This is a genomic window from Devosia neptuniae, from assembly GCF_025452235.1.
Classification (GTDB): domain Bacteria; phylum Pseudomonadota; class Alphaproteobacteria; order Rhizobiales; family Devosiaceae; genus Devosia.
The window spans coordinates 1117219-1141283 of the sequence record NZ_CP104965.1; the positions used below are offsets into that span (position 1 = coordinate 1117219).

Annotated in this window: 26 protein-coding genes and 1 pseudogene; 10 read left to right on the forward strand and 17 right to left on the reverse strand. The window is 63.9% G+C overall.

The features are described from left to right. Positions 1-10: 10 nt before the first annotated feature. On the reverse strand, positions 11-307 hold the full coding sequence (locus N8A98_RS08095) for a hypothetical protein (RefSeq protein WP_262170540.1): 297 nt from the start codon (positions 305-307) through the stop codon (positions 11-13). Positions 308-624: 317 nt separating this feature from the next. On the opposite strand from N8A98_RS08095, the gene N8A98_RS08100 reads away from it, so the two are divergent. Beyond that, positions 625-879, forward strand: coding sequence for a hypothetical protein (locus N8A98_RS08100; protein WP_262170541.1), 255 nt, complete (start codon positions 625-627; stop codon positions 877-879). Positions 880-882: 3 nt separating this feature from the next. On the opposite strand, the gene N8A98_RS08105 is transcribed toward N8A98_RS08100, so the two are convergent. Continuing rightward, the gene (locus N8A98_RS08105) at positions 883-1185 is read right to left on the reverse strand and encodes a hypothetical protein (RefSeq protein WP_113121008.1); all 303 of its coding nucleotides are present in this window, start codon (positions 1183-1185) and stop codon (positions 883-885) included. Then, positions 1182-1394, reverse strand: a complete 213-nt coding sequence (locus N8A98_RS08110) for a hypothetical protein (protein WP_262170543.1) — start codon at positions 1392-1394, stop codon at positions 1182-1184. Before N8A98_RS08110 ends, N8A98_RS08105 begins: the two co-directional genes overlap by 4 nt. Before the next feature lie 143 nt (positions 1395-1537). Between N8A98_RS08110 and N8A98_RS08115 the strand changes: the two genes are divergently transcribed. Next, the gene (locus N8A98_RS08115; protein ID WP_262170545.1) at positions 1538-1714 is read left to right on the forward strand and encodes a hypothetical protein; all 177 of its coding nucleotides are present in this window, start codon (positions 1538-1540) and stop codon (positions 1712-1714) included. Between the two features lie 2 nt (positions 1715-1716). On the opposite strand, the gene N8A98_RS08120 is transcribed toward N8A98_RS08115, so the two are convergent. Both N8A98_RS08120 and N8A98_RS08125 read right to left on the reverse strand, forming a co-directional pair. Then, on the reverse strand, positions 1717-2718 hold the full coding sequence (locus N8A98_RS08120; protein WP_262170547.1) for a chemotaxis protein CheB: 1002 nt from the start codon (positions 2716-2718) through the stop codon (positions 1717-1719). Then, on the reverse strand, positions 2715-2990 hold the full coding sequence (locus tag N8A98_RS08125; protein ID WP_262170549.1) for a hypothetical protein: 276 nt from the start codon (positions 2988-2990) through the stop codon (positions 2715-2717). Before N8A98_RS08125 ends, N8A98_RS08120 begins: the two co-directional genes overlap by 4 nt. 178 nt (positions 2991-3168) lie before the next feature. Between N8A98_RS08125 and N8A98_RS08130 the strand changes: the two genes are divergently transcribed. Then, positions 3169-3711 carry a response regulator gene (locus tag N8A98_RS08130; RefSeq protein ID WP_262170550.1) on the forward strand — a complete coding sequence of 181 codons (543 nt, stop codon included), beginning with the start codon at positions 3169-3171 and terminating at the stop codon, positions 3709-3711. On the opposite strand, the gene N8A98_RS08135 is transcribed toward N8A98_RS08130, so the two are convergent. The 6 genes from N8A98_RS08135 to N8A98_RS08160 form a co-directional block, all read right to left on the reverse strand. Then, positions 3641-4420, reverse strand: a complete 780-nt coding sequence (locus tag N8A98_RS08135; RefSeq protein ID WP_262170552.1) for a Crp/Fnr family transcriptional regulator — start codon at positions 4418-4420, stop codon at positions 3641-3643. The genes N8A98_RS08130 and N8A98_RS08135 overlap by 71 nt on opposite strands. Beyond that, on the reverse strand, positions 4417-4809 hold the full coding sequence (locus tag N8A98_RS08140) for a response regulator (RefSeq protein ID WP_262170553.1): 393 nt from the start codon (positions 4807-4809) through the stop codon (positions 4417-4419). Before N8A98_RS08140 ends, N8A98_RS08135 begins: the two co-directional genes overlap by 4 nt. Before the next feature lie 69 nt (positions 4810-4878). Further along, on the reverse strand, positions 4879-5241 hold the full coding sequence (locus N8A98_RS08145) for a response regulator (RefSeq protein WP_262170555.1): 363 nt from the start codon (positions 5239-5241) through the stop codon (positions 4879-4881). Positions 5242-5246: 5 nt separating this feature from the next. Beyond that, positions 5247-8369 carry a CheR family methyltransferase gene (locus N8A98_RS08150; RefSeq protein WP_390888813.1) on the reverse strand — a complete coding sequence of 1041 codons (3123 nt, stop codon included), beginning with the start codon at positions 8367-8369 and terminating at the stop codon, positions 5247-5249. A gap of 118 nt (positions 8370-8487) precedes the next feature. Continuing rightward, positions 8488-9012: a DUF4142 domain-containing protein gene (locus N8A98_RS08155; RefSeq protein WP_262170556.1), complete on the reverse strand. Its 525-nt coding sequence runs from the start codon at positions 9010-9012 to the stop codon at positions 8488-8490. 79 nt (positions 9013-9091) lie between these two features. Then, a complete protein-coding gene (locus N8A98_RS08160) occupies positions 9092-10816 on the reverse strand; it encodes a hypothetical protein (RefSeq protein WP_262170558.1) in 1725 nt (574 codons plus the stop codon). A gap of 87 nt (positions 10817-10903) precedes the next feature. Here N8A98_RS08160 and N8A98_RS08165 point away from each other — a divergent pair, with 87 nt between their 5' ends. The 4 genes from N8A98_RS08165 to N8A98_RS08180 are packed head-to-tail and all read left to right on the forward strand — an operon-like array spanning position 10904 to position 14311. Further along, positions 10904-12007 (forward strand): inositol-3-phosphate synthase, encoded by a 1104-nt coding sequence (locus N8A98_RS08165; RefSeq protein WP_262170560.1) that lies wholly within the window; start codon positions 10904-10906, stop codon positions 12005-12007. Further along, positions 12004-12603, forward strand: coding sequence for a histidine phosphatase family protein (locus tag N8A98_RS08170; RefSeq protein WP_262170561.1), 600 nt, complete (start codon positions 12004-12006; stop codon positions 12601-12603). Before N8A98_RS08165 ends, N8A98_RS08170 begins: the two co-directional genes overlap by 4 nt. 17 nt (positions 12604-12620) lie before the next feature. Continuing rightward, entirely contained in the window at positions 12621-13379 is a 759-nt protein-coding gene (locus N8A98_RS08175) for a TIGR04290 family methyltransferase (protein ID WP_262170563.1), read from the forward strand. After that, positions 13376-14311 carry a glycoside hydrolase 5 family protein gene (locus N8A98_RS08180; protein WP_262170565.1) on the forward strand — a complete coding sequence of 312 codons (936 nt, stop codon included), beginning with the start codon at positions 13376-13378 and terminating at the stop codon, positions 14309-14311. The genes N8A98_RS08175 and N8A98_RS08180 overlap by 4 nt, the downstream gene beginning before the upstream one ends. Here the strand turns inward: N8A98_RS08180 and N8A98_RS08185 are convergent. From N8A98_RS08185 to N8A98_RS08210, 6 genes are read right to left on the reverse strand one after another with little or no spacing between them, the layout of a single operon-like run. Further along, a complete protein-coding gene (locus N8A98_RS08185; RefSeq protein ID WP_262170566.1) occupies positions 14308-15681 on the reverse strand; it encodes a Coenzyme F420 hydrogenase/dehydrogenase, beta subunit C-terminal domain in 1374 nt (457 codons plus the stop codon). The two genes, N8A98_RS08180 and N8A98_RS08185, sit on opposite strands and share 4 nt — an antisense overlap. Then, positions 15665-16714: a polysaccharide pyruvyl transferase family protein gene (locus N8A98_RS08190; RefSeq protein ID WP_262170568.1), complete on the reverse strand. Its 1050-nt coding sequence runs from the start codon at positions 16712-16714 to the stop codon at positions 15665-15667. The genes N8A98_RS08185 and N8A98_RS08190 overlap by 17 nt, the downstream gene beginning before the upstream one ends. 5 nt (positions 16715-16719) lie before the next feature. Further along, positions 16720-17733, reverse strand: coding sequence for a Gfo/Idh/MocA family protein (locus N8A98_RS08195; RefSeq protein ID WP_449240170.1), 1014 nt, complete (start codon positions 17731-17733; stop codon positions 16720-16722). After that, positions 17730-18716, reverse strand: a complete 987-nt coding sequence (locus tag N8A98_RS08200; protein WP_262170569.1) for an MDR/zinc-dependent alcohol dehydrogenase-like family protein — start codon at positions 18714-18716, stop codon at positions 17730-17732. The genes N8A98_RS08195 and N8A98_RS08200 overlap by 4 nt, the downstream gene beginning before the upstream one ends. An 11-nt stretch (positions 18717-18727) precedes the next feature. After that, entirely contained in the window at positions 18728-18991 is a 264-nt protein-coding gene (locus N8A98_RS08205) for a hypothetical protein (protein WP_262170571.1), read from the reverse strand. 16 nt (positions 18992-19007) lie between these two features. Next, complete coding sequence (locus N8A98_RS08210; RefSeq protein WP_262170572.1) at positions 19008-20369, reverse strand: UDP-glucose dehydrogenase family protein; 1362 nt, start codon at positions 20367-20369, stop codon at positions 19008-19010. A 404-nt stretch (positions 20370-20773) separates the two neighbouring features. On the opposite strand from N8A98_RS08210, the gene N8A98_RS08215 reads away from it, so the two are divergent. The 3 genes and pseudogenes from N8A98_RS08215 (at position 20774) to N8A98_RS08225 (ending at position 24065) form a co-directional block, all read left to right on the forward strand. Beyond that, the gene (locus tag N8A98_RS08215) at positions 20774-21880 is read left to right on the forward strand and encodes an NAD-dependent epimerase/dehydratase family protein (RefSeq protein WP_262170574.1); all 1107 of its coding nucleotides are present in this window, start codon (positions 20774-20776) and stop codon (positions 21878-21880) included. A gap of 5 nt (positions 21881-21885) precedes the next feature. Next, positions 21886-22950 (forward strand): annotated as a pseudogene (locus N8A98_RS08220) (NAD-dependent epimerase/dehydratase family protein); the annotation flags it as partial. Continuing rightward, positions 22947-24065, forward strand: coding sequence for a glycosyltransferase family 4 protein (locus N8A98_RS08225; protein WP_262170575.1), 1119 nt, complete (start codon positions 22947-22949; stop codon positions 24063-24065). The pseudogene N8A98_RS08220 and the gene N8A98_RS08225, both read left to right, overlap by 4 nt.

The following is a 24065-nucleotide window of genomic DNA, read 5'->3' on the forward strand; positions in this document are numbered from 1 at the left end:
GCTCCTTTAGTCAGGCGAATAGCGCCGGAGCGTTTTCGGGCGGCGGCACGCTATCGCTCATCTGATCAAGCTGGCAGAGGGCCGCCTGCAATTGATCGACCGAGACGGTGACGCCGGCCTTGGAGCGGCGCAGCCCTGGGGCGCCACGCACCGCATTGACGTCGGACAGCCAATAGGCCAGCAGCGCCCGGCGCCGGCTCAGCGTCAGACTGGCATCGGAGACGATTTCACGCGGATGATAATAGCCAACGAGATCGGCCCGGCGCACATCGAGATCATCGTCGAGCATGAAGGCTGGATTGTTCATCGTCAGTCCCTCACATGCAGTCGCATCAGCGCGACTGGCCTGTGCAACTCGGCCCTGAACCGGGCCAGATCGGGGTTCCATGCCAAGCCCATGGCGGCGTAGTCGAAGCGCGATGATGTCCTTAGATCTTGTGTTTCCATAGCATTTTCACCAATTCGCAGTGCACCTCAAGTGCAGGGGGATCAGCGTCGAAACCATGTCGACGAGGATGAATTAGGAGCGCGGCGAGCTTGGTTCAAGATGCCACACCCGGCTCTCGTGCCGGGAACTTCTCGCGCCGCCGGCAATTACCTGCCGATGGGCGAGAGGATCAATAGATGACGACTCCCAACGATCTCAGTGACAAGGCATTGGCGGTCTTCGCCTTTGCCGTCTATCACCAGCTCGGCAGCGGCGATGCGGTGACGGCTATCGTGGCTGCTGACGATGCCGGGCACCGGGTTGATCCGGAGGCAGTGGCGGAGCTGGAGCGGTACGAACTGGCGCAGCGCCATGACGGCAAGATCACCTTCACGCCGGCGGGACAGCTCATCCTGAGCCAGATTCTGGATCGCATCCGCGGGCGCTACTGACCCCTAGAGCTGATCGGGATGCGGCCGCTTGGTCTGCCCGACCAAGCGCGCCAGTTCGGAAAAGCTCGCCGGATCCGAGGCCGCCCGATCATTGGCCAGCAGCAGCAATCTTGGCGCAAAAGCCACGGCCTCCCGCTCGGCACTGCTGAGTTCGTCCATGCGATCGTCGCCTACCGCGATCTGTTCGGCGCGGCGCAAGGCCAGGCTCATTTCTTCCCGGCTCAACACGCCTTTCTCCACCAAGGCATTGTTGATGGCGGCAAGAGCCAGATAAAGGCCTTCCAGCTGCAGGTTCGCAATGTTCATTGGCGGCGTCCATTCTCGGCATTGCGCGGCCGCGGTGGCGCCTTGCCATCATGCTTGCCGGGATTGGGACCAATATCGTGGCGCGGCGGATTAGCGCCGCCCGGCTTTTGGTTGTGGTGGAAACCGTCCTCCGTTTCGGGATGCGGATCGGCGACATCCCGATCCGGCCCGGCGGTTCCTGACCCTGTCGGCAGTCCATCGCGGCTCATTTTGTACCTCCTCGTGTCGTTGCATAACCTTGATGGCCTGCGCCGGTTCCAACCAACCTGGGTTAAGCGCGTGAGGCGGGCCCGGCCAGAGAGCAACCGGATGACATGGCTGGCGTTGGTCGGCGGTTCACTGGATGACAGAAATGCGCAAACCCTCGACCCGCCCGGAAACCGACAGCACCATAACCGAACTCGGCCGCGGCAAGGCCGAGCGCGTCGTGCTGGGCAGCAAGCCTTATGGCAGCATGGTGCGGATCGTGTTGGCAGTGCTGGTCTTCGTTCTGGTGTTCGGCACCATATTCTTCCTCGCCCAAGGATAAAGCTACATCTGCCCCAGCGCGGCGCGGCGGAGCACATCGGCGTGGCGGCGCAATTCCTGGCCCTTGCGGGCGAAATCGCGGGCGCTGTGGCTGCGGCCGGCGGCGTCGGAATCGCGGGCAAGGCGATCAATCAATTGGGCGCGTTCCTCAACGATGCGCAGCGCGATCCGCACGGCTTCGTCGAGCGCGCCCTCCTGTTCCTTGGCCAAAATGTCGGCGGTGAAGGCATGGCCGACCTGGCAGCGGAAGCGCAATGGGCCGGTACGCACCTGTGACAGCACGCCCCCGCAACTGGGGCAGGACAAAGCCACCGGATCGGCAAAGGTTTCGATATCGGCCGTCAGGCAGGGCCGGCCCAGGGCAATATCGATCTCGAGCAGCACGGCATCTGGCACGGGGAGATTGGGCCCGGGCGGTTCGGCGAGCAAATCCGCGAGGGCTCCACCCAATCGTCCGGCGGGGGCGCGATAGTCGATGGCGCTGGCGTCCAGCGCACCAATCGGCATGTCGGCCGCGACGGCGTCATTGGGGTTCTGCACCATGGTGGTGCCGCCGCAGCGCTTGAGATCGGCAAGGCCGGCCGCCCCGTCATTGAGCCGGCCGCTGAGCACGACGCCGATGGCGCCACCGCCATAAGAAGCGCCAACGGATCGCAGCAGCGGGTCGATGGCGGGACGGGACAGATTTTCACGCGGACCCCGGCCGAGCCGGATCACTCGATCCAGCACCAGCAGGTGCCGGTCGACCGGCGCCACATAGACGCAGTTTTCGGCAATTGGCTGCTCGTCCTCGGCGGTCAGCACGGTGCGAGGCCCGGCAGCGCTCAGTGCATCGGCCAGAAAGTTGCGGCCTTCGGCGCCGATATGCAGGACCAGGAAGAGTGGCGCCGAGACGGTATCGGGCAGGTCCTGCAGGATTTGCCGGATGGCGGGCATGGCGCCGGTCGAGCCGCCGATGGCGACGGCGCGGCGTGGCGGGGAGGTTGAAACCGGGGCGGAGCTCACGGCCGCGCCAGCAGGACGATGAACACCAATGCCACGGCGATAGCCAGAACCAGCGCCGCATAGATGAAGCCGCCGGCCAATTCATGCCCCTTTTCCGGTGGTGCTGGGGTAGCAGCAGCGTCCATGGCGCGCTCCTGCGCCGTTGGCGGATTGCCGGCCGCCTCGGCATCGCTGCCCAGGGGCGCGGCCGCAGGATCGGGCATGGCGACCTTTTCGCCGGTCTGGCCAGCGTCGATGCGATCGCGGATCTGCTCACTTGTGGGTGCTTGCATATTCGATGAAGCAGCAGAGAGCGATCTGGTTCCTTGCATCGGTCACGGAACGCGGATGGCTTAATATGGGTTAACGGAATTGAACGAAGCGCCAGGCAGCGGGTTGCGTTTCGGAGGAGCGGCGGGCGGGCCGCGCTGGCGGCAATCGACGCCAGGCTACACAGGCGGGTGGAGCACAATGGAAGACGTAGCAGATCTCAATGGCAAGCGGATCGTCGTCGTCGAGGACGACTTCTTGTTGGCGACCGATATCTGCCGCGAATTGCGCGATCTTGGTGCCACCGTGCTGGGCCCGGCGCCCACTCCGTTTTATGCCACCCAACTCATCGGGCGCCGCAAGATCGATGCTGCGGTGCTGGATATAAGGCTCCATGGCACCAATGTGTTCGGCGTGGCCGAGCTGCTGCAAAATCAGGGTGTGCCAATCCTGTTTGCAACCGCTTATGACCGCCAGGCGCTGCCGGCCCGGTTCCGCGACGCTTCCTTACTGGAAAAGCCGCTCGATTGCAAAAAACTGGTGTCGGAAATCGTCGCCATGACACGTCGCCCGGCCACCCGGCTGTCCAGCGCGATGCCCGCACCGGCCGTGGCGCCGGCGCGGCAAGCGCCGGCCCAGAATTTTGCCCGGGCACTGGCCCGCACGCTGCGCCCTAGCCAGGGGCTAGATAGCTACCGTCAAACGCGGCAATGGCGGCCAGGCCCGGAAAATTCAGAATTCTGACTTCGCCCTGCGCCATGGTGATCAGGTTTTTCTTGCGCAATTGCTGGATTGTGCGGTTCACGTGAACTGTGGACAGGCCCAGCGCCTCGCCCAGTTCAGCCTGGGTCAGGGCAAGCTGGAAGCGCGCATCGTTCTGGCTGACGAGGCCCACTATTCTGAGCCGGCTGTACATTTCACACAGGCAATGGGCCAGGCGCTGTAGCGCATCGCGCGCACCCAGGCTGATGACCAGTTCGCGGCCGCAAGCCTGCTCTATCGATGCAGCACGCATGGTGGCCACCACGATATTGGGCAGTTTATCGCCCAGAGCCGAGAATTGCTCCAAATTGATCTTGCCGATCACCGCCGGACCCAGGCTCATCACGCATTGGCGCACGGGGCTTGAGGACAGAAATCCGAAATCGCAGAAATCGCCGGGCACCACAAATCCGGTCATCTGGCGGCGCGCATTGTCCAGCACCCGGTAATGGCAAGCCAGCCCTTCCAGCAGGACCACGGCCTCCCGGCTGGGCACACCGTCCTTGAGAATTTCGGAGTGGGAGGGGACGTGAGAGATGTCGTGCACGAGAGCGACAAAGGCCGCGAGCTCGTGCGCTTGCAGTGGATAAAGCGCCTTGAGACGGCGGATGAAGACGTTCAGCGCGCTATCGGCCGATGAAGCGGCGGGTTCGACAAAATCCTCTAGGGTGACAACGGGTTGAGTGGTCATGGAGCGGTAATCGTATCGTGCGGTCGGTCAAAGCGCGCCAGGGCGGCCAGCAATTGATCGGTATCGGTCGGCTTGCCGACCGAAGGGAGATGGGCAAACTCGGGCGGCAGATCGCGGGTTCCATAGCCGCTACACAACACCACGGCGACACCCTTGGCCAGCAGCGGGGCGACCAGATCGAGCGCCATGCCATCCAGCAATTGCACGTCCAGCACAACGGCATTGGCAGCAAAATCCGGGCTTTCGAGGGCCGTCTTGATTTCCGATACGCGCCCCATGACGCCCACAACATCCACCCCGCGGCTGCCCAGCTCGTTAGCCAGGTCGCTCGCCAGCAGGTATTCGTCTTCACAGATCAGAACGCGGAGATCGCCATGGGGCTGGGTCATGTTATTCCTTCGCGAAAACCATATCAGGTCCGTTCGGGCACACAGCTAACATAGGTTAAGTTGTGCGATTCAGGTATGGCGGGCCTGTAGTAATCGCTCGATCGTCGCGGCGAGATTGCGGGGATCGACCGGCTTGGCGACCAGGGCACCTGAGGAGAATTCCTCCGGCAGGTCGGCTTTGGCGTGGCCGGTTGAAACGATGAACGGAATACCCGCCTGGTTAAGCCGTTGCACCAGGGTCGCGCTGGTGCCTGCGCCCAGCTTGTAGTCCAGCAGCGCGATATCGACCTGCTCGTTGTCCAGCAAGGCCTCTGCCGCTATCACACTCGCGGCCGGGCCGACCGGCACATGGCCGGCCGCGCCCAGGATCGAGACATAGTCCCGGGCGATCAGCCATTCGTCTTCAACGATGAGGACGCGGTATGACGCCATCGCGATCACCTTGAGTCAGGCAGCTTGATGCGCACGATCAGCCCGGCCGGGTCGAAGATGGTCTCGACCGTACCACCATGGCGATAGCCGATCTCGCCTTCGAGCAGCGAGAGCCCGAAGCCGGTGGCAGAGGGCGGACTCACTGCGGGGCCCTCATGTTCCTGCCATTCGATGAACAGATCAGGGCCGGTCTTGTTCCAACTGACGCTGACTGTGCCATTGGGCATGGTCAGGGCGCCATATTTGGCGGCATTGGTCGCCAGTTCATGCAGAACCATGCCGAGCGAAAGCGCCTGCTGGGCGTTCAACCGCACATCCGGACCGCTGCTAGTGAAATGCTCCTGGCCGAAATGCTCGGTCTCGTCGCGCAGGATATCCGCCAAGGCTACCTCGGACCACTTGACCCGCGACAGCGCACTATAGGCGCGCGCCATGGCGCGCAGGCGGCCCACCAGCGCATCATGGGCCGGGTGATCGGGTGCGCCATCCAGCGTGCTGTTGACGATGCTAATGACCACCGCCAGCATATTCTTGACCCGGTGATTGAGTTCGGAAATCAGCACCTGCTGGTGTTCTTCCGCCTCTGCCAGCGTCGTCACATCGGTCAGCGAAACCACCACGCCCTGAATAGTCTTGGCCTCTTCGCGATAGGGCATGAGCCGCACGAGATAGTGGCGCCGCTCGCCATCGCGCGGCAGCTGGTGTTCGATGAGTTTGCCGGTGGCGAAAACCTGTTCGATATGGGCCTTGAGATCAGGATACTCGAGGCGATTGGCCAGGTCGGTCAGCGGCCGGCCGACATCGCTGACGCGCAGGTTGAAAAAGGCCGAGGCCGCGGGGGTGAAATTGCGGATCACCAGATTGCGGTCGAGAAAGACCGTGGCGATCTGCGCGCTTTCGAACAGGTTCTTGAGGTCGTTATTGGCCCGGTCCAGTTCCTCCACCTTGCCGATCAATTCGGTATTGATGGTGTTGAGCTCCTCATTGAGGGACTGCATTTCCTCCTTGGAGGCTTCCAGTTCCTCATTGGTGGACTGCGCCTCCTCGTTGACCGAAACGAGTTCTTCGTTGGACGACTTCAGTTCCTCAACTGCTGTTTCATATTCCTCGATGGTCGATTGCAGCCGCTCCCGGGTGTCACGTAATTCGCGATCCAGATCGAGCAGACCATCGACGCCCTGGCTCGCCACGTCGGTGTCCGATCTCGTGCGCGCCGGGCCGGTGACGTTGAACAGCACGAGATAAAGCGGCTCGCCATTGCCGCGCTCGAGCATCGGCTCGACCGTTATGGTGACCAATTGCACCCGGCCCGCGTCGTCGTCGAGCGGTAGATCGGGCTTGATCACGGCGCGTTGGGCTTCCACCGCCTCGCGCAGGGCCGAGCGCAACTCGAGCCGCAGGTCGCGGCGCGCCATGGTCAGCAACTGACGGCTGGGCGCGCCGGGCGAGGGTTCGAGGAAGCGCCCGGTTCGCGCGGAGTAATAGACCACGTCGCCATCACCATTGACCACGACATGGGGCGGGGCGAACCGTTCCAGCACCTGGGCTTCGACCGCCTGGCGCAGGGGATAAGTGGCCTGCGCCGGCCGTTCCCGCCCGCCCGGAAACAGGCCGGTCCGGCTCTCACCGACCAGGCTGAGCAGGCGCGGCGCCGGCTGGACATGTTCGCGCGCCTGAAAAATGCGCTGCTTCTTGTCGATCAGCGCGAACAGGTCGCCATGCTGGCCAATACCTTCGGAGGTGCCGAGGAACAGATAGCCGCCAGGGCGCAGGGAATAGTGAAAGGTCGGGATGACGCGGCTTTGGATATCCGGGCCGAAATAGATCAGCAGGTTGCGGCAGGACACCAGATCCATGCGCGAGAACGGGGGGTCCCGGATGACGCTGTGCGGGGAGAAGATACACAGCTCCCGCACGTCATTACTGAGCACGTAGCTGGCGCCATCGAGGTGGAAGAAGCGCTGCCGGCGCTCCGGTGACAGGCCGCCCAGCAAGGCTTCTGGATAGCGCGCCAGCCGGGCCACCGACAGGGCCGCCTCGTCGATATCGGTGGCGAAGATTTGCACCCGCGGCGGCGGCGAGGATATCTTGTCCATATACTCGCGCATCAGGATGCCGATGGAGAATACTTCCTCCCCGGTCGCGCAACCGGGCACCCAGACGCGGATGGTGTCGCCGGCCGTCTTGCCTTCGAACAAGCGCGGAATGACGGTTTGTTCCAGCAGCTTGAACGCATCGGCGTCGCGGAAAAAATTGGTGACGTTGATCAAAAGATCGCGGAACAGGTTCATCACCTCGGGCGCTTCGCGTTTGAGCAACTCCACGTAGCCTTCGAGCGACGTCAATTGGCGCACCTGCATGCGACGGCGGACGCGGCGCAGGAAGGTCTTGGATTTGTAGCCGGAAAAATCATGCCCGGAATGGCTGCGCAGCACAGCGTAAATCTCGGCCTTGGCCCGCTCGATGGCGCCTTCCTGCTGCTCGCCTTCATGCAGGGTCAAGTTTTCGAGCACATCGAAGCTGGCGGCATAGTCGATCAGCTTTTGGCCCATTTCATCGGCCTTGGCCTCGATATCGATGAGCCCGCTGGAAATGGCGCTTTGCGGCATGGAGGGCGTGGTGGGACCATATTGGTCCGCAGTCTGCGCTACGGTCAAACCGCCGCGCTCCTTGATCGCCTTGACGCCCAGCGTGCCATCGCCATCGCCGCCGGACAGCACTATCCCGATGGCATATTCCCCATATTGGGTGGCCAGCGAAGCAAAAAAGATATCGATCGGCTTGCGCTCGCGATGCACCGGATCGGGTTCGCGCAGGCGCAGCAGCCCATCATCGATAGTCACGATGCCGTTGGGCGGCATGACATAGACCGTGTCGGGTTCGACTAAAGCATCCTGCTCCACCACCCGCACCGGCATGGCGGTAAAGCGGGCGATGACTTCGTGCAGCAAGCTCTCGTGCTCAGGGTTGAGGTGGGTGACCACCACAAAGGCCATGCCGCACCGATCCGGCAGACCCTTGAAGAAACCCTCCATGGCGGCAATGCCGCCGGCCGACGCACCGATGCCGACAACAGGAAACTTCTGGGCATCGGTCATCGGGCTATCCTGCTGGGTCTCTTCGTTCATCACCTCATTACGCTACACGAGGCAAACCGCCGACGCGACTGCCGCGCGCATTTTGCCATCGACAAACCGACATACGGGTTAGAAATCCGGCGCGGTCGCTGGCCGCGCCGGCTGTAGCTTATTGCGCCGCCATGGCGTCGATTTCCTGCTTATGCTGTTGCAGCGTGGGGAGGGTATTGGCCGCGAAGACCTTGAGCGCGGAATCCGCACCGCTGGTGGAAAAGCCCTCGAACAGCGCCACCGCCTCGTCATGCGCCGCGACCTGGGCAGCAATGTAAGCCTGATCAAACGCCTCGCCCTCGAGGCCCGAAAGCTCATCCAACTTGCTTTGATGGGCCGGCTGCAAGCCCGGCGCCGGACTGATGCTGTCGGATTGGGCGGCCGCATTCATGTCCTCGGCGGCTTTGCCATGATCGTCTATCATGTGCTGGGCGAAGGCCTTCACTTCGTCGCTGCTGGATTTTTCCAGCGCCAGGCGGCTCGTTTCGATCTCCAGCATGTTCGAAGATGCGGCCATGTCGGCAAATTGCTGCGGATCGGTGATCGCCGCAGGAGCGGTCGCGGCTGGTGCGGCGGGCGCGGTCTGCGCATAGGCGGCGGTGGTCCCCAGCAGGGAAGCCGTCAGAAACAGGGCCTTGAGCATTTTGTTCTCCTCTGGAAAGCAGGAAAAGCCGGATCACGGGGCAACAGTTCCGGCCGCTAATGTGGGTTAAGGGCGAACTTTAGTCAGGAGTTTGCCATTGCAGCGCCCGGCGGGCCTGCGCCTCGTAGCGGACGATGAGCGGCTTGATACGGCGCTGCTCATCTTCGCCGTTGCGGGCAAGCGCCATGGTCCATAGACCGATCTGGAATGCCAGATAGCATAGTCGATTGGCGGCGAGGAATTCTGCGCTGAGCGGGCGGCCGATGCGGGCGGCGAGGGCATCTGCCAGTGCCGCGCATTGCGCTGCCGATAGATCCAGCTCCACCCCGGCGGCGGCGAGGTCCCAGGCGATATCCTGGCAGCCGAGGAGGTCGTGGCTGGCGTGGTGGTCGAGCCCATCGAGCTTGGACCAGCCGTCCGGGCCGTGCACCCATTCCCAAGCATGCAGGCGATTGTCGGTTTGGCAGGGCACGGGGGCGAAACGGCCGGGATCGCCAAGGGCGGTGCGAACGGCATCGGCGGCGGCCTCACCCCAGTGCTCCCCGAAATTATGGATCGCCATGGAGAACAGCGTGGGCAGACTGGCGCCGGGGCTGTCTGCTGGCCGGCCGGCCCGGAATGCCAGATAGTCCAACACGCGGTCCATGGACGGCACCGACGTCGTGGGCTGCGCTTCCAGCCAAGGGGTGATCAGAAAGCCATGACATAGTCCTGCCGGCGCCGGGGCGAAACCGGCCTGGGCCAGTTCGTCCGCCAGCTTTAGTTTGGCCTGCCCGCTGGAGCCGACCCCGACGAATTTTGCCAGCCAGCGCCGGCCATTAGCCATTGCCAGGAATTTGCGTTTTTCCATAGCCGGATCGGCCGGCGGCCAGAGTTCCAGCGGTTCGGCGCGCAAAGTCCGCCATGTCCCTCCGGACAGATCCCGCAACGGCGCCTGCAATGGACCTACGATGGTGGCGAGCCAGTTTTCCAGTCGGTGCTCGGGGTGGGGAGCATTGAAGACCAGTTGATCGAACGAAACGTAGTGTTTGCGCGCCCGGGCCCAGCGCTGCCGGTGTTCATCACGGGCCGCAGAGCCAAGCGCACCATCATGGCTGGGGAAAAAATGGATGCGCTGTTCGGCAATGCCATGTTCGACCAGCCAGTCGGCGACACCATTGAAGGAGCTGCCGGACAGGCCGGGGCCCTCATCGACGATTGCGTAATCGCCCCTGCCCGCCAGGAGCCGTTTGGCCAGGCTTGGCCGAATGGCGAGGTGGCGATCGAAGGGATGGCCGGTGGGCCGGACGCTAAAAATTTCACGCGCACCAAGCGTCGCCGCCACCATAGCCGCCAGCCCTACCCCTATGCTGCGAATGCCGATGACGGTGGTGTCCGGACGCAATCCAGATTGCCGCGCCGCCGCACTAAAGGCCTCCGGGTAGAGTGCATAGAAGGCATAGCCTTCGGCCTGTTTGGTGCGGATCGTACCGGCGCCGGACAGCAGGTCCAACGCGGTGCCGTCTGGCAGCGAATGCATATTGGTGAAGCCACTATCCCACGATTCCAGCACCATCTGCGCCAGACCGAGAAGCAGCGCGGCGCCTATCTGCCGAGATTGACTGATCTCGTCGGCAGCTAGGGCGGCGAATTCGGCGTCGGCCATGCCCTGCACCAGTTCGCTGGCACGAATGAAAGCCGCAACCAAGGCCTGATGCCGTTCCAGCCCGGCCGGCATGGCCGCATAGGCTGCAAGCCGAGCGCGAATGTCGGCAACCAGCGCTCCGGCGTTCTCGCTCCGCTCGCTATCGCCATAAACCAACATGGATTCCGTCCCGCTCAATGTGTGCGCAGGAACAAAGCTTGGCAGGTGCCGTTGGCCTCATCAGCAAGGTTTGAGCGGAGCATGGCAATGACAGGACGGAAAGTGCGCATCGGGGTGGTCGGCGTGGGAAACTGCGCATCTTCGCTGGTTCAAGGCCTGACCTATTACCGTGATGCCGACGGCAATGAACCCGTGCCCGGGTTGATGCATGTTAATCTGGGCGGCTATCATGTTTCCGACATTGAAGTTGTCGCCGCTTTCGATATTGCCAGCACCAAGGTCGGCCGCGACGTGGCCGAGGCGATCTATGCCGCGCCCAACAATACCAAACGCTTCGCCGATGTGCCGCCCACCGGGGTGATCGTGCAGCGCGGCAATACGCTTGATGGCATCGGCAAGTACCTCAAAGACGAAATCACGGAGGCCGATGCGCCAGTAGCCGATGTGGCAGCCGAATTGCGCGATGCGGAAGTGGATGTGCTGGTTTCCTACCTGCCCGTCGGCTCGGAAATGGCTAGCCAGTTTTACGCCGAAGAGGCGCTCAAGGCCGGTTGCGGCTTCGTCAATTGCATCCCCGCCTTCATCGCCTCCAAGCCGGAATGGGAGCAGCGCTTTGCTGCCGCCGGCCTGCCGATCGTGGGCGACGACATCAAGAGCCAGGTGGGTGCCACCATCATCCACCGCATGCTGGCCAATCTGTTCCGCGACCGTGGCGTGCGGCTCGACCACACCTACCAACTCAATTTCGGCGGCAATACCGACTTCCTCAACATGCTGGAGCGCGAGCGGCTGCAATCCAAGAAGATCAGCAAGACCCAGGCGGTCACCAGCCAATTCGATGTGCCGCTGCCGGCCGATGATGTGCATGTTGGCCCCAGCGATCATGTGCCGTGGCTGACCGACCGCAAATGGGCCTATATCCGGCTCGAGGGCACGACCTTCGGCGGCGTGCCGCTCAATGCCGAGCTCAAGCTCGAGGTCTGGGATTCGCCCAATTCGGCCGGCGTGGTGATCGATGCGGTGCGCTGTGCCAAGCTGGCGCTGGACCGTGGCATTGGCGGCGCGCTGGTCGGGCCCTCGAGCTATTTCATGAAATCGCCGCCCCGCCAGTTTACCGATGACGAGGCCCGCCGGCGCACCGAGGATTTCATTGCCGGGGCGGACGAACCCTTGCTCGGAGCCGCCGAGTGACCAGCACGATCTATCTGCTGCGTCACGCCGCCCATGACCAGGTGGCCAATTATCTGGCCGGCCGCGCACCGGGTGTGCAGCTCGGGCCCGACGGATTGGCGCAGGCCGAGCGGTTGGGTACGCGGCTGGCGCGGGAGCCCTTCGACGCGCTCTTTGCCAGCCCGCGCGAGCGCGCCCAGCAGACCGCTGCCGCCGTGGCAGCAGCGCGGGGCAATTTGCCAATCGAGACGGTGGAAGCGCTGGACGAGGTTAATTTCGGCTCCTGGTCGGGCTGCACCTTTACCGAACTGGGCAAGCGCGAAGACTGGCGCCGCTGGAACGCCTTGCGCAGCATGGCCGAGACGCCAGCCGGGGAAACCATGCTGGATGTGCAGCGCCGCGCCATCGGTTTTATCCGGCACATCACCACCCGCCCCGGCGATGCCCGCTTGGCGCTGGTGAGCCATGCCGACGTGATCCGCGCCATTGTCGGCCACGTACTTGGCCTGCCCATCGATGCCTGGCAGCGCTTCGATATTGCGCCCGCCTCGATCACCACACTGGCGATCGGCGAATGGGGCGCCAAGCTTTTGACGCTCAACGAAATCACCCCGTGATCCCGAAAGGCAATTCCATGACACTGTCCGCTGCCGAAATACGCCAGCAGGTCGAGGCGCTTGGCCCATGGTTCCACAATATCGAGCTGGGTGGTGTGCGCACCGCCCCCGAGCATTTCCTGGGCGATTACCCCAACATGAAGTGGCAGAAATTCGCCCATGCCATTCCGGCTGACCTGAGCGGCAAGAGCGTGCTCGATATCGGCTGCAATGCCGGGTTCTATTCGATCGAAATGAAAAAGCGCGGTGCCGAAAGGGTGCTGGGCGTGGACTTTGACGATGTCTATCTGGAGCAGGCGCGCTTTGCCGCCCAGGTGGCCGAAGCTGACATCGAATTCCGCAAGCTGTCGGTCTACGATGTCGGGGCGCTGGGCGAAAAATTCGACGTCGTGATCTTCATGGGCGTGCTGTATCACCTGCGCCATCCGCTACTGGCGCTGGACCTGATCCGCGAGCATGTCGCGGGTGACCTGCTGGTGTTCCAGTCCATGCAACGCGGCAGTTCCGAGATCTTGCCGCTGGCGGAAAACTATCCGTTTTCGGATGCGGCGCTGTTCGACGAGCCGGGCTTTCCCAAGCTGCATTTCATCGAAAACCGCTATGCCGACGATCCCACCAATTGGTTTGTGCCCAACGCGGCCTGCGCCGAAGCCATGCTGCGCAGTGCCGGTTTCGAGATCACCGCGCATCCCGAAGCCGAGGTCTATATCTGCCGCACGACGGAGCGGCCGGCCCAGGCGTTTCCAATTTATCCAAGCCAGGGAGGCCGGGCATGATCGAAGCGGCAATGATCTGGAACGAGCCCAACAACAAATCGCATTGGGACCCTGAAATCGACCCGGACTGGATGCGCTTCGGCCAGATGGTCAACCTGGCCGCCGAGGCGATTGCCGAGGCCAATCCGGGCGTGACGCGCGTGCTGGGCGGCATTTCCCCGATCGATCCCGGCTTTATGACCCGGATGAAGAGTTATGGCGTGCTGGACCGCGTCAATGCGGTGGCGGTGCATGGCTTTCCGCTCGACTGGAATTTGTGGCAGATTCACGATTGGCCGCAAAAGCTGGAGGAAATCCGCGGCGTGACCGATTTACCGATCTGGGTGAGCGAGGTGGGTGTCTCCACTTTCGGCGCCGAGGAGGTGCAAGTGTGGGGGCTCAGGCGCACGGCCGAATTGCTCAGAGGCAATGCCGCCCGCATCCAGTGGTACAGCCTTTACGACCTGCCGCGCGAATGGGAGGCGACCACCCGCCATCGCGAGGCCGAGGGCTCCTCCTATTACCGGCACTTCTACATGGGGCTGTTGCGCGAGGACGGCACGCCCAAGCCGGCGCTGGAGGAATTTGCCAGGCACGTACCGGAAATGGGCCTCGTGCAATGGTTTCACTACCAGGATCATCGGCTCGACGATGCGGTGGCCTGGATGAAGCGGTTGGGCGTGACGCATCTGCGCACGGGCCTGTCTTGGGCCGACAGTTTCCGGCCGGACGCGCTGGATTGGTTCGACCGGCAAATGCAGGCGCTCGAAGACTTCGACGTCACGGTGACATTCTGCTTCACGCCGGAACATCGCGGCGTCGCCCCGCACCATACCAGCGCGCCGCAAGTGCCCGAGGAATTTGCGGCTTTCTGCGCGCAGATGATCGAGCGCTATGCCCCGGCAACGGCCGTTCGGACATCCCCGCCGGTCGAGACGGGACTGCGGCTCTAGTCGTTGCGGGTGGTCAGCCGCAACCAGCGCGCCACGGCGCCCATTCTGCCCCGGCCATAGGCGAGGCCGTGATAGAGGCGCAAGGCGGCGCGAGCCCAGCTCAGGTAAATCACGGGCGCATGCTGCCAGCGCGCCAGCCGAAACATGGAATGGCTCCAAGCGCTGATGGCGTAGCGCAGCCGGTAGATCAGCTTGCGGCGGAAGGGAAGAGCGTTGCTTGGCGCCACACGTCTGCGCGGCCTTCGGCCTCGGCGGCGCCAGGTCAGGCGATAGGCCAGACCTTCGCGGCGCTGGCGCAGGCCGGCCGCCTGCGTGGCGGCGACATAGTCCGCATCAACCCGGCTCAGCTCCAGCCTGCCTTGGGCAATGCCGGCTTGCACGATGTCGTGCAGTTCGGGCGTGCGAACTACGACCACATTGGTGCCGCGCCAATCCGATGAATAGGGCTCCACCCAGGCATCGCCGAAAGAGATATCGGCGGTTTCCGCCATGACATCGTCGCACCAATTGCAGGCGGAGTTCTGGAAGAAGCCGGCGCCCCAATCGCCGTCGGCAAGGTTAAACCAATCCTGCTGTCGCACTTCGCCATCCCTCAGGGTCAGTTGCGCCGTATACCAATTGGCGGGCCGCTCCGGCCCCTTGAGCCGGAATTCGGGCCGGGCCACCGCTTCGGACACGGTGTGCATCTGCCAGGCAAAGCTCTCCACCAGCCTTGCGCTCTTCATGTGGCCGCAGAACAGGCCCAACGTATAGGCGATGCGCTCGCGCAGGACCGCATCTTCCGCCCGCAGCAGATGGACCGCCTTGATGAAGCAGGGAATGCCGACAATGGCATAGCGCCCCGGCACGGTCCGGATTTCAGCAAGAATGCCCGAGAGCTCGACGGGGTAGTAGCGGGATTTGGCCCCGGCAAGGATATCGTCGGCGGTGCGGGATATCGCATAGCGGAAATGTGGGCCGTCCGTGGCGGGTCGCACATGCGCCACGCCGTCGATCAGGCCGCGCCGCAGCAATTCGGCGGCGACCCAGCTGACCATGCCGCCCGAACTGCCGTGTTGACGGTAACCGCCCTCCGCCACCGCGCCAACATAGGCGGCGGTGAAATGGCCGAGGCGAGCATCGACTTGCGGGGTGGCGGCAAAACGCCGGGAAGCCAACTCATCCTCATTGGACGCAGCAGGCGAAAAGGGGCAAATCCGGCCGAATGCCGCGCTGCGATCCCGTGTGCCGGGCCCAGCGGGCTTGAACTGGCCATAGGCGTCCAGCGTCATGTGAGCGTTCGATCCCGCCGCACAGGCGCCGCAGCCGATGCACATGCCAGACGCGATAATCTGGCGCGGACTGATCGCGATTTCAGGCGAGGACGGCATCTAGATAGGCCTCCGACTCGGCCCGCAGCGAGGCAATGCGGCGCGCGATAAGCGGATCGAGAGGCTGCGTCAGGATATGGTCATAGCGACACTCATCGGCGCTTTCCGACACCATATGCGCCTCGGCCCCCAAAGCCGCGACGAGATCGCGCACCTTGTTGAAACGATAGTCCGAGGGCGCGGTGGCAAAGGGCTTGCCGTTGATCACCGCGAAGACGCAGCCGTGGAAAAAGTTGGTGATGACCGCCGCAGCACCGGCCATCAGGGCAGCGAATTCAAGCGGGCCGGCATCGATGCGCTGCATGTCGGCCCAGGGATTGTCATAGCCCACGCTGAGCAGCTGCAGATCGCGCCGCTGCGCCCAGCCCGTCACCGCCCGTATCAGCCAATCCGGAAAACCATGACCATAGACGAGCGCATAGGGCCGCGCGTCCACAGCCGCCTTCGGCACGAGATGGGCGAACTGCAGAACGGGATCGAGCACGAGGGGCGGCCGCATGCCGAGCGCGGTTTCGACAATGTCCTGCGAATTGCGGTCCCGCACCGATATCGCGTCGAACCGGCTCAATTGCGCGGACCAGTATGGGTCCAACGCGCCCGACTGACTGCCAAAACTTGCCGCATAGGCGGCGAGCCGGCCGGCCCTGAGGCCTTCGCCATAGAACAGCGCCTTGCCCCCATACCAGGGGTGGCTGAGATTCCACACTTCGTCGCTACCCACCAGCACCAGATCGTATGGCTCGCTCTGTTCCGGCCCCTGCAACGGAAAAGGCGGCGACAGCGGCAGCGCCTCGAACGCGGCAAAGAACTTCCGGGTTTTGGCCCGATAGCGGGCGTCCCGCGGCGCCTCGGGAACGGGCCGCAGGGCGCAGCGCCATTCGGCCAGGTTGATGCGGCTCGACTGGTGATCGAGCAGCACTGCGTCATGGCCGCGTTCGCGCAGGCCTTCAACGAGACATCTTGCCTGCCAATAGGAGCCGTAATTGATGCAGCGGTGAAAAGTCAGCACGCCGATGCGCTGGGGCGGGGTCATGCGGATTACCGCGCATAGATGCGGTCGAGCACATCGGCCACGATGGTGAAATCCTCGGCCGCCGCGTCGAAGCGGCCACCAGCACGGAGCTGGCTTGCCCAGGCCGTTGCCGCCCGGCCGGGCCAGGCATCAGGCGGTTCGGATAGCGCCACGCTGCTCGTGCCGCTATGGTGATAGGCGGAAAAATCTAGGAAGGAACCACGCACATTGGCTATGCTGGCGCCGCCTTTGGTGCCGTAAAAATCGGCGCCGATGACCGCGTCGCGGCCCGCATGCAAATGCCATGAGCAGGAGATGCGCACCACCGTCCCGGTCGCCAGGGTAAGCGTGGCGGTGGCGAAATCCTCGACCGTATCGCCGTCACGGGCGATCGGTGCGCCCCGGCTGAACAGGTGGCCGGTGACCGAAGTCACGTCTGGAAAGCCCAGGGTCCACAAAGCCAGATCGACCAGATGCACGCCCAGATCCATGACGCAACCGCCGCCGGACAGCGCCTTGTCGAAGAACCACGGCTTGTCCGGTCCATAGGCGTTGTGGAACACCAGATCGGCCGCGAAGACCTCTCCCAGCGCGCCGGATTGAACCAGATCGCGGATCCGTCGCATGCCCTCGGTATGGCGGTAGGAGAGGTCCACCCCCAATACCCGATTGGCCTGACGCGCGGCAGCCACCACTGACGCCACCTCTGACTGCGTGCGACCGAGCGGCTTCTGGCAGAAGACCGCAAGGCCACGCTCCAGCGCCCGGATAGATTGCTCGGCATGCAGTGCGCTGGGCGTGGCGATGACCAGCCCATCGAGATCATGTTCCAGCATCTCGTCTAGCGACGCCGCGACCAGTGCATCCGGCGCCAGCGCCCGGGCCGCGTCGACCATGGCGGGCGACGGATCGGAAATCATTGCCGGAACGACCAGGCCGTCTTCCACCAGCGAGCGCATGCGGATCAGGCCGATGCGGCCGGTGCCGAGAAAGCCCACACGCGGCGCGCTGGCGCGCATAGAATCTGCAGCCGGCATCATGGATAAAGCACCAGCGCCTTGAGGAAGCCATCGGGCCGGTCCCGCGTGGCATTGAGCGCTGCATCGAGTTGGTCCAGCCCATAACGGTGGGTATAGAGCGGCATCGGATCGATCCGGCCATCGACCACCGCGGCAATCGCCTCGTGCACGCCCTGGGCGTAGATTGCCGGATCGCGTTCATGCGCATTGATCACATCCAGGCCCCGCCAGTTCCACAGCTGCATATTGACCTGGCGCGGACCATCCTGGTGATAGCCGGCAATGACCAGCCGGCCGCGTTCGCGTGTGAGTTCGGCGGCAAGATCGAGTGGCCATTGCTTGCCGGTGGCCTCGATGACCCGGTCGCAGAACTGCCCGCCGGTCAGCTCCTTGACCTGTTCGATGATCTGCCAGTGATCCTGCATGGCAATGGTGTGCTCGGCGCCCAGTCTGTCGGCCAGATCCAGCGCGAACGGCCGGCGGGCAATGGCAATGACGCGGGCGCCGGCAGCAATTGCCAATTGCGTCAGCAGCGCGCCCAAAAAGCCGATGCCGACAATAGCCACGGTCTGGCCGGGGGAAATTCCGGCGCGCTTGAAGATATTCATCGCGCAGCCCAGCGGCTCGCCGGGAAACGGCATATCGTCCAGCTCGGGCGGCAGTTTGACCACGGCATCGGCCTCGGCAATGTCGTGGCTGGCATAGCTGTGATAAGACAGCGTGGCGACGCGATCGCCGATAGCCAGATCAGTCACGCCCGCTCCCACGGCGTCGATAATGCCCCAGCCTTCGTGACCCAGCCCGCCCGGTTCGGTGGGAAATTTCATCCAGTCCGGTCCTGCCCATGGGGTGAGATTGGACGCGCAAACGCCACAGCCTTCGAGCCGGATGCGAACCTGGTCAGGCCCCGGCAGGGGCAGGTCATGGGTCTCGATCCGGAACAGGCCTGGTCCGGTCACCACGGCGGCCTGCAGCTGTTCGGCGGGGAAAATGGCACGGTTCATGGCGCCGCCCCTCAATCGCGGTTGACAAATTTATTGAAGCGGCTCTTGCCGCCGTCGCTGGTCTGGTCCTGGTAGAGAAAGGCCAGCTTGTTCTCGTCGAAAATCTGAAAGAATTCGTCCCAGGAGATTTCTTCCAGATTATCTTCGGGCTCGCCAAAATCGATGCGCAGGATGCCGCCCTTGCCACCGGTATCCACCTTGGCCGGGTGGCCGTCGCGCGCTTCGGCCCATTTGCGGATCTCGTCGTGGCTGGTCGTGGTGTTGGAACTGCTCATGATAATGCTCCTTCGGTCATGCGGGTGAGGCGGCGACGCGCAGGCTGCCTGCGGCGCCCTGCCCGCGCCTGATCTGGGCGGATGGCGCCGCGGGAAGGCCAAGGCCCTGGTAATCCAGCCCCGCGCGGGCGGCCTCCTGCGCTACAACGATATTGCGGAAATCGAGCAGCAACCGGCCGCGCATCGCCCGGGCAAGCTGCGTCAGATCGAGCGTGCGGTATTCGTCCCATTCGGTGAGGATCACCGCGACATCGGCGTCGCGGGTCGCGGCCAGCGCAGTATCATGCCAATGGGCAGCGGCCAGCAGGCGCTTGGCGGCCCCAGGTTGGGGATCGTGGGCATGTACCTCCAATCCCGCCTCGATCAGTCGCGGCACGATGGTCAGCGCCGCTGCCTCACGGACATCGTCGGTATTCGCCTTGAAACTGGTGCCCAGAATAGCCACGCGGCCATGCCGGGGCGCGGCGTGGATGATCCTTTGGGCCAACGCACCCTTGCGCGCTTCATTGCCTTCGATAAGCGCTTCGATCAGGGGCTGGGGCCGGCCATATCGCCGCCCGGTGCTGGCAAAGGCGCGGGTATCCTTGGGAAAGCACGAACCGCCAAAACCGGGGCCGGCGGCCAGAAAGGCGGTGCCGATCCGGTGATCGCGGCCGATACCGTCGGCCACGGCCTTTACATCCCCGCCCAGCGCCTCGCACAGGTCGGCCACGTCATTGATGAAGCCGATCTTGAGCGCTAGCATGGCGTTGGCGGCATATTTGATCAGTTCGGCATTGACGGTGCGCGTGGCCAGCAATGGCACCCCGGCCCGGGTCAGGGGGCGATAGAGCGTGCGCAGCAATGCCTCGGACTGCGCATCATCGACGCCGATAATGATGCGGTCGGCATGCAGGAAATCCTCGATGGCCGAGCCTTCGCGCAGGAATTCGGGATTGGAGGCCACCGCAATATCGTCACGGCCGCGCCGCGTATCGACCAGTCGTTTCAGCCGCTGCGCCGTTCCGGCGACCACGGTGGATTTGACCACAAGGACCGCACCCTCCGGCAGGTAAGGCGCAATCTCGGTAGCGGCGGCCTCGACATAGGAGAGATCGATATCGCCATCTTCGCTCGAGGGCGTGCCTACCGCGAGGAACACCGCGTTTGCCGTGCCGACCGCCTGTTTGGCGTCGCATGCAAAGGCCAACCTTCCGGCCTGCATCTGGGCCTTGATGAGATCGCCCAAGCCCGGCTCGTAGATCGGGGTTTCGGCGCGGTTCAGCGCGGCCACCCGGCCGGCATCGATATCGCAACACGTCACCTGATGGCCGAGTTCGGCCAGACAGGCACTGGTGGTCAAACCGACATAACCCGCGCCCAAAATTACGATTTTCATAGGTATCGCCTTCGATCCAGTCTGTGACAAACGCCTGGAGCAGCAATTCACCACGCGAAAGCTTTGTTCCTTGGCGCGGCGGGCAGGAACACTGGCTGATCGGACAAGCAGAGGCAGCGATTTTGCCATGGGGCCACACAGCAAGGGACTCCATGGCCGGCGGAGGTGGTTTGCGCCCTGAGCGGGGAGCAGGGTGCGGTTTAACTCAGGATAAAACCCCGCCCGCTGCGGCTTTGCGCCTGCCGATTGCCGGCAAACAGCCATGAGAAGGGGCGGGCAACGGATTCACTGCGCTTTGCGGCGATTGCTGGCGCCGGGGCCGGGCTGCAGCGCCGGGCCGAGCCGGAACCCTGCTCCCGCACGCAAGCTTACTACCGCAGCTACTTACCTTTGCAGTGGGCATCATGAAACAGATTTTGATCACCGGCGGCTGCGGTTTTATCGGGCGCCATGTCACAGAAGAATTGCGCGAACGGGGCTATGGCGTTCGCATTCTCGATAGCCTGATTGACCAGGTACACAGCGATGCCGCCGCCGCAGCGCCCGAGGGTGTCGACCTCATCCGCGCCGATGTCCGGGACAAGGCGGCGCTGGTCGAGGCGCTGGAGGGCATTGATGGCGTGATCCATCTGGCGGCCGAAGTCGGGGTCGGCCAATCCATGTACGAGATCGCCCGCTATGTCGGGGGCAATGATCTGGGCACTGCCGTCCTGCTCGAAGCCATGATCGACATGCCTGTGCGTCGCATCGTGGTTGCCTCCTCGATGAGCGTTTACGGCGAGGGGCTCTATCACACCAGCGCCGGCGACAGCATCGACTCCGTGCGGCGGCGCAGCGTCGATATCAAGGCGGGCCGCTGGGATCCGGTGGGGCCCGATGGATCTGGGCTGGTTCCCGCGCCTACCGACGAGCAAAAGTCGGTCGATCTCGCCTCCATCTACGCGCTTACCAAATATGCGCAGGAGCGCGCGGTGCTGATCTTCGGGGAGGCCTATGGCGTGGACGCCGTAGCGCTGCGCCTGTTCAACGTCTTCGGCCCCGGCCAGGCGCTCTCCAATCCCTATACCGGCGTGCTGGCCAATTTCGCCTCCCGGCTGATCAACGGCCAGCGGCCGATGATCTTCGAGGACGGCAGGCAAAGGCGAGATTTCGTGCATGTCCGCGACGTGGCCCGCGCCTTCCGGCTGGCGCTGGAACAACGCGAGGCGGCCGGGCATGTCATCAATATCGGCAGCGGCAATGCCTATGCCATTGCCGACGTGGCCACCATGCTGGCCCGCGCCATGGGCGTACCCCAGCTCGAGCCCGACATCATGGGCAAGGCGCGATCTGGCGATATCCGCAACTGCTTTGCCGACATTTCCAAGGCGCGCGACCTGTTGGGGTTCGAGCCGCGCTTCCGCCTCGAAGACTGCCTGGACGAGCTGGCCGATTGGGTGCGACAGGCGCAGGCAGTGGATCGCGGTGCGGAGATGAAGCGGCAACTCGAAGAGCGAGGCCTGGTTTCATGACCAAAGCAACACCAACAAAATTCGACGGTCCGATCGTCATCACCGGCGGCGCGGGCTTTATCGGCAGCAATTTGGCCGATGCGCTGCTCAGCGATGGCGACGCGGTGACGGTGCTCGACAATTTGAGCCGTGCCGGGGTCAGCGAGAACCTGGATTGGTTGCGCCGCCGGCACGGCGATCGCGTGCAGGTGGCCATTGCCGATATCCGCGATCCAGCGGCCATCGATCCAGTGCTTGCCGGTGCCAGCGCGGTTTTTCATCTGGCAGCGCAGACTGCCGTGACCACCAGCCTGCACGACCCGATTGAGGATTTCGACGTCAATGCGCGGGGCACGCTCAATGTACTCGAAGCGGTTCGCAAGGCCGGAAGGCACGCGCCGGTGATCTTTTCGAGCACCAACAAGGTCTATGGCGGGTTGGACGATCTGCGCCTGTTCGAGCTGGATGGGCGGCATGCTCCGGCCGACGAATTGATCCGCGTGCGCGGCATCAATGAGGACCGGCGCCTCGAGCTGTGCACGCCCTATGGCTGCTCCAAGGGCGTCGCCGACCAATATGTGCTCGATTACCAGCGCTCCTACGGCATTCCCACCGCGGTGCTAAGGATGAGCTGCATCTATGGGCCGCGCCAGTTCGGCACCGAGGACCAGGGCTGGGTGGCGCATTTTCTCATCCGCGCGCTGCGGGGCGAACCGATCACCATTTACGGCGACGGCAAGCAGGTGCGCGATATCCTGCATGTCAGCGACGCGGTGGCCGCCTATCGCGCGGTGTTGGCCAGCATCGCCAAGGTGCATGGCCGCGCCTTCAACCTGGGCGGCGGTCCGCGCAATGCGGTCAGCCTCAATATGGTGCTGGCCGAAATCCAGCAGCTTACCGGCACGCCGCTGACGCTGCACCACGAGGCCTGGCGCGAGGGCGACCAGCTTTATTTCGTGGCTGAAACCAGCCGGCTAAAGGCCGAACTGGGCTGGCGGCAGCGCATCGGCTGGCGCGATGGGCTGCGCGATCTCGCCGCTTGGCTCGGCCACCGCGAAGGGCGCCCGACGGCGCAACAGGTGCGGGCATGAGCGCGGCCCTGTCTCCCGCCGTATCGGCGACGCCGCCGCATATCCTGATGACCCTCGATGCCGTTGGCGGCGTGTGGCGCTATGCGATGGACCTTGCCGCAGGCATGGTGCGGCACGGTTTTACCTTCACCTTTGCCGGCCTGGGCCCCGCGCCCACGCCAGCCCAGCGCGCCGAAGCGGAGCGGATCGGTCAATTGATCTGGCTCGACGCGCCGCTCGATTGGCTGGCCGAGACGGAGGCTCAGCTCGACCGCATCCCGGACGTGCTGGCCGCCCTGGTCGAGCAGCAGCGCATCGATCTCGTTCATCTCAACCTGCCCTCGCAAGCCTGTGGGCTGGCGCTGCCGGTACCCACAATCGTCGTGTCGCATTCCTGCGTCGTCACCTGGTTTGCGGCCGTGCGGCAAGTCCCCCTGCCCGCCGATTGGCAATGGCAATTGCGCCGCAATCGGGCCGGCTTTGACGCCGCCGATATGGTGCTGGCGCCCAGCCAGGCCCATGCCGACCTATTGAGCCTGAGCTATGGCCCGATCGAGAACCTGTCCGTCGTCCACAATGCTTCGCGCGCGAGCATTGCGCCCACCCGCAAGCACGCAAAGATCTTTGCCGCCGGCCGCTGGTGGGACGAGGGCAAGAATGGCGCATTGCTCGACAAGGCGGCGCGCTGCTCGGTATGGCCGGTCGCCATGGCGGGCGCCTGCGCCGGTCCCAATGGCCAACAATTCCATCCCCGCAATGCGCGTAGTTTGGGCGAGTTGCCCCATGCGGCGGTAGCGCAAGCCATGGCCGAGGCGGCGATCGTTGCCTCGCCATCGCGCTACGAACCCTTCGGGCTGGCGGCGCTTGAAGGCGCCAAGGCTGGTGCGGCGCTGGTCCTTGCCGATATTCCGACCTATCGCGAATTGTGGGACGGGGCGGCGCTGTTTGCCGCGCCGGATGATGCCGCAGGCTTTGCCCATGCACTCAATCGGCTGGCGGGCGACGATGCGCTGCGGCACGAATTTGCGGCGCTGGCTCGCCAGCGATCAGCCCGTTTCGCCCCCGAGGCGCAATGCGCCGCCATGCGCGCGGTCTATGGGCGCCTGTTGCAATCACCCTCGGCATTGGAGGCGTGA

Coding starts and splice junctions, on each gene's coding strand:
- N8A98_RS08095 (WP_262170540.1), bottom strand. CDS start 307: ATGAACAATCCAGCCTTCATGCTCGACGATGATCTCGATGTGCGCCGG.
- N8A98_RS08100 (WP_262170541.1), top strand. CDS start 625: ATGACGACTCCCAACGATCTCAGTGACAAGGCATTGGCGGTCTTCGCC.
- N8A98_RS08105 (WP_113121008.1), bottom strand. CDS start 1,185: ATGAACATTGCGAACCTGCAGCTGGAAGGCCTTTATCTGGCTCTTGCC.
- N8A98_RS08110 (WP_262170543.1), bottom strand. CDS start 1,394: ATGAGCCGCGATGGACTGCCGACAGGGTCAGGAACCGCCGGGCCGGAT.
- N8A98_RS08115 (WP_262170545.1), top strand. CDS start 1,538: ATGCGCAAACCCTCGACCCGCCCGGAAACCGACAGCACCATAACCGAA.
- N8A98_RS08125 (WP_262170549.1), bottom strand. CDS start 2,990: ATGCAAGCACCCACAAGTGAGCAGATCCGCGATCGCATCGACGCTGGC.
- N8A98_RS08130 (WP_262170550.1), top strand. CDS start 3,169: ATGGAAGACGTAGCAGATCTCAATGGCAAGCGGATCGTCGTCGTCGAG.
- N8A98_RS08135 (WP_262170552.1), bottom strand. CDS start 4,420: ATGACCACTCAACCCGTTGTCACCCTAGAGGATTTTGTCGAACCCGCC.
- N8A98_RS08140 (WP_262170553.1), bottom strand. CDS start 4,809: ATGACCCAGCCCCATGGCGATCTCCGCGTTCTGATCTGTGAAGACGAA.
- N8A98_RS08145 (WP_262170555.1), bottom strand. CDS start 5,241: ATGGCGTCATACCGCGTCCTCATCGTTGAAGACGAATGGCTGATCGCC.
- N8A98_RS08150 (WP_390888813.1), bottom strand. CDS start 8,369: ATGAACGAAGAGACCCAGCAGGATAGCCCGATGACCGATGCCCAGAAG.
- N8A98_RS08155 (WP_262170556.1), bottom strand. CDS start 9,012: ATGCTCAAGGCCCTGTTTCTGACGGCTTCCCTGCTGGGGACCACCGCC.
- N8A98_RS08160 (WP_262170558.1), bottom strand. CDS start 10,816: ATGTTGGTTTATGGCGATAGCGAGCGGAGCGAGAACGCCGGAGCGCTG.
- N8A98_RS08165 (WP_262170560.1), top strand. CDS start 10,904: ATGACAGGACGGAAAGTGCGCATCGGGGTGGTCGGCGTGGGAAACTGC.
- N8A98_RS08175 (WP_262170563.1), top strand. CDS start 12,621: ATGACACTGTCCGCTGCCGAAATACGCCAGCAGGTCGAGGCGCTTGGC.
- N8A98_RS08180 (WP_262170565.1), top strand. CDS start 13,376: ATGATCGAAGCGGCAATGATCTGGAACGAGCCCAACAACAAATCGCAT.
- N8A98_RS08185 (WP_262170566.1), bottom strand. CDS start 15,681: ATGCCGTCCTCGCCTGAAATCGCGATCAGTCCGCGCCAGATTATCGCG.
- N8A98_RS08190 (WP_262170568.1), bottom strand. CDS start 16,714: ATGACCCCGCCCCAGCGCATCGGCGTGCTGACTTTTCACCGCTGCATC.
- N8A98_RS08195 (WP_449240170.1), bottom strand. CDS start 17,733: ATGATGCCGGCTGCAGATTCTATGCGCGCCAGCGCGCCGCGTGTGGGC.
- N8A98_RS08200 (WP_262170569.1), bottom strand. CDS start 18,716: ATGAACCGTGCCATTTTCCCCGCCGAACAGCTGCAGGCCGCCGTGGTG.
- N8A98_RS08205 (WP_262170571.1), bottom strand. CDS start 18,991: ATGAGCAGTTCCAACACCACGACCAGCCACGACGAGATCCGCAAATGG.
- N8A98_RS08210 (WP_262170572.1), bottom strand. CDS start 20,369: ATGAAAATCGTAATTTTGGGCGCGGGTTATGTCGGTTTGACCACCAGT.
- N8A98_RS08215 (WP_262170574.1), top strand. CDS start 20,774: ATGAAACAGATTTTGATCACCGGCGGCTGCGGTTTTATCGGGCGCCAT.
- N8A98_RS08225 (WP_262170575.1), top strand. CDS start 22,947: ATGAGCGCGGCCCTGTCTCCCGCCGTATCGGCGACGCCGCCGCATATC.